General features: G+C 51.1%; 3 protein-coding genes and 2 pseudogenes. All 5 read left to right on the top strand.

The window, feature by feature from the left end:
• Window positions 1–98 precede the first annotated feature (98 nt).
• On the top strand, window positions 99–1,007 hold the full coding sequence (locus tag A3722_RS03570) for a cation diffusion facilitator family transporter (protein WP_037955040.1): 909 nt from the start codon (window positions 99–101) through the stop codon (window positions 1,005–1,007).
• A gap of 43 nt (window positions 1,008–1,050) precedes the next feature.
• Window positions 1,051–1,219, top strand: a pseudogene (locus A3722_RS25250) (integrase core domain-containing protein); the annotation flags it as partial.
• A gap of 187 nt (window positions 1,220–1,406) precedes the next feature.
• A pseudogene (locus A3722_RS23065) lies at window positions 1,407–1,996 on the top strand (L,D-transpeptidase).
• 83 nt (window positions 1,997–2,079) lie between these two features.
• Window positions 2,080–2,661, top strand: a complete 582-nt coding sequence (locus A3722_RS23070) for a L,D-transpeptidase (RefSeq protein ID WP_009827352.1) — start codon at window positions 2,080–2,082, stop codon at window positions 2,659–2,661.
• Window positions 2,662–2,877: 216 nt separating this feature from the next.
• The coding region (locus A3722_RS23075; protein WP_161488206.1) for a TolC family protein at window positions 2,878–3,373 on the top strand (496 nt) is incomplete at its 3' end.

The raw sequence follows: 3,373 nt of genomic DNA on the forward strand, positions 1-3,373 counted from the left end.
GTGCTATCCAGGACAGTGCGGCTGGTGTCAGCTTCCTGCTTGTGCTTTGCCTCGAAGAGGTGATGAAATGAACCAATTTTTAGATAAAAGAAAACCAGATGCCACATGATCACGTCCACATGGAACCCAAGGAAGGGGACCGCCGCGTTGCTATTGCCATTTGGGCGAACGGCCTTCTGACGGTCGCGCAGATTGTCGGGGGGATACTTTCCGGCAGCCTAGCGCTGATTGCGGATGCTATCCACAATTTCTCTGATATGGCATCGCTGGTTATCGCGTTTGGTGCACGCAAAATCGCACGTCGCCCAGCCGACGCCAAGATGACCTTTGGATATGGCAGGGTCGAAATCGTGGCGGCGCTGATTAACTATACGTCACTGATCATCATCGGACTTTATCTGGTTTACGAGGGCGCGATGCGGTTTGCCAATCCGGTGCCGATTGAAGGCTGGACGGTGGTCATTCTGGGTGGGGTGGCCCTGTTTATCGACACGCTTACCGCGATACTGACTTATTCGATGCAGAAAGGCAGCGTGAATATCCGGGCTTTGTTCCTGCACAACCTCAGTGATGCGCTGGCGTCTGTCGCCGTTATCGTTGGCGGTGTTCTGATCCTGCTCTATGATGTCCGTTGGGTTGATCCGGCAATCACTATTGGTATCGCCGCTTATATACTTTGGCTCGCTTTCACCGAGATCGGCGGGCCTATCCGGACACTCATGCTGGGCAGTCCGCCTGACATGGACACCGACGCCGTGATCACCGCCATCGAAGACATCGACGGCGTTGAAGAACTGCATCACGCGCATTTCTGGCAAATGCAGGAACACCAAGCGGCGCTCGATACGCATGTGGTGATCGAGGATGCACGCTGGGACGACCTTGAACGCATAAAAGAGGATATCAAAACCCGCTTGGAAGAGGCGTTCGACATATCGCACTCAACGCTGGAATTCGAGCGAGCACGCGACAAGCACGAGGAGACCATGCGTTATGGGCATGGATGATTTCACACCGCTAGCAGCCATACTGTAAGCTTTGCTTTGACCCGTTGAACGATACAAACGCACAGTCTGCCACGGATGGGTCGACTAATACATCAAAACGGCATTGAAGAGGCCCAGCATTCGCCACACAGTGGCTCCGGATGTACAACAACGACCGTTCGAACATGAGCATCGGTGGCATCACTCCCGCAATGAAACTGAAAATGGCCGCGCAGATTCTACATCCTTGTTCCGTTAAAAACAGGAGGATTACCTTCCAGCCACGCGGCAAAGCGCTGAAGTTCTTGATAGGCTGCCAAAGGGCATTCCACATCACGTTATTGTGATTTTATTGAGATTGAAGCTCTAGCAGGTGGAGGTCTTAAAATAGTTAAAACAGGCAAGATCAGAGGCTTCATCATGATACTGACCAAAGACACATCTATTTCACGTCGCAGTGCGCTTCTTGGGGCGACAGCAAGTGGACTATTTCTCGGAACCGGTACGGCAATCGCGCAAACGACCGAGCCATTTTCGTCACCGTCAGTCCGCCGAAACATTTCATCCTTCAGTACCTCCAATTGGAGGGAGCATTTTGACAACTTAGAGCACGGAGCAATCCTTTGCGATATCGACTCCCGTGCAGTTCAATATTGGTCAGAAGATGAAAGCGTCTACAAACTTTACCCTTCCAGTGTTCCGTTAACAGAAGAACTGACCAAACGTGGGAACACACACGTCATTCGTAAAGTTGAGGGGCCAAGCTGGCGCCCACCCCTTCAATGAAGATACGCAACCCCGAATGGCCAGACTATTTTCCACCTGGTCCCGATAACCCATTGGGCACCCATGCGCTGTATCTGTCATGGCAATATTACCGTGTTCATGGCACGGGCGACACGCGCAAGATCGGAAGGCAATCTTCAAATGGGTGCATAGGTCTCTACAACGAGCATATCAAAGAATTGTTCGCTTTGGCCGAAGTCGGAACACAAGTGAAGTTGTTTTGATTCATGCACTTTATCTGACTTATGAAGGTACGCCCTCGTGTACCAAGTTCCACTTATCATCAGTCTTTGAAAGCCACCGGCCTATGAAACGAAGAAAATTCCTCCTTTCCGCTGGGGCTGTTGGCACTTTAGCCTGCCAACCAGTGTCAGCTCACATAGTGCTTCCTAAGTATGATTTACCACCAGAATTTTTGCCTCAAGTAGTGACCATACCAGCGGGCGCTGCTCCCTACGAAATACATGTAGTTCCAGGCCAGTTTGCACTTTTCTGGACCCAGCCCAATAATACTGCAATTCGATATACTGTCGGGATCGGTCGCCCAGGTCTTTACGAGGCAGGAGAATTCTACGTAGGGGCGAAAAAAGAATGGCCAAGTTGGACCCCGACTCCTGGCATGTTGCGTCGTGAGCCTCAGAAATATGGCCCACTTCGCAATGGAATGCCTGGCGGTTTGAGCAACCCTCTGGGAGCGCGGGCCCTGTATCTCTTTCAACCGGGTCGCGGTGACACCTTTTTGCGTGTTCATGGCACAAATGATCCAACCACTATCGGGCGCGCCGTATCCAACGGGTGTGCCAGGCTTGTTAACAATCAGATTATTCAACTTTTCAATCAAGTGCCTTTAGACACCCGCGTTGTGCTCTATCCAAATGGCGCGACATGACGACTGGTGCAGGTCCTAAAGTGTGTCTAATAAAAAAAATTTAGTGGCTCAAACACGGCGCAATCTTGGAGTTTTCTAGAACTCGACGGCTCTGAGCACCTCTAGACAAGCTTTTACTTTTCAATTACTTATCTGCTCATAATAGCGTGCTGGGTGAAACATCTCCATCACATCCCCAGCAAATCCAAAAGCTGATCCAATATACAGGAATGACAAATGAACCGTCCCTATCTGCTTTTTATCCTAGCATCCACGGCATTGGTTTCATGTACCGCTGTTGGCCCTGACTATACGCCACCTAAGACACCTTTAGAAACGTCGTTCATTGGCGGTGGCGGGGCTCTTGAAGAGGTCGCGCGCGATGAATGGTGGAAACGGCTAAATGACCGGCAAATGAACCGGCTAGTAGACCGCGGCCTTACACAAAACATCGATATTGCAACGGCTTTACAACGTATCAAAGCCGCAAATACAGACCTGAGGCAGACAGGTACCGCTGGCCAATTCTCAGGTGGACTGGATGCACAGGCGCAAAGAAACAATGGTAACCCAATATCAGGTGATCCCTCTGAAAGTGCGACGTTCGGGGCGAATTACATCCTCGATATTTTTGGTGGTGTTCGCCGTGACGCGCAGCGCGCGGCAGCGGGTGTAGAAGCAGCCAAGTTTGATGCTGGCACTGTCCGGCTTGCTCTGGTTTCCGGTGTTGTTT

The organism is Sulfitobacter sp. HI0027 (assembly GCF_001634775.1).
GTDB lineage: Bacteria > Pseudomonadota > Alphaproteobacteria > Rhodobacterales > Rhodobacteraceae > Sulfitobacter.

Excerpts from the sequence above, each read along its gene's own strand:
- A3722_RS03570 (WP_037955040.1), top strand. The coding sequence starts at position 99 with ATGCCACATGATCACGTCCACATGGAACCCAAGGAAGGGGACCGCCGC.
- A3722_RS23070 (WP_009827352.1), top strand. The coding sequence starts at position 2,080 with ATGAAACGAAGAAAATTCCTCCTTTCCGCTGGGGCTGTTGGCACTTTA.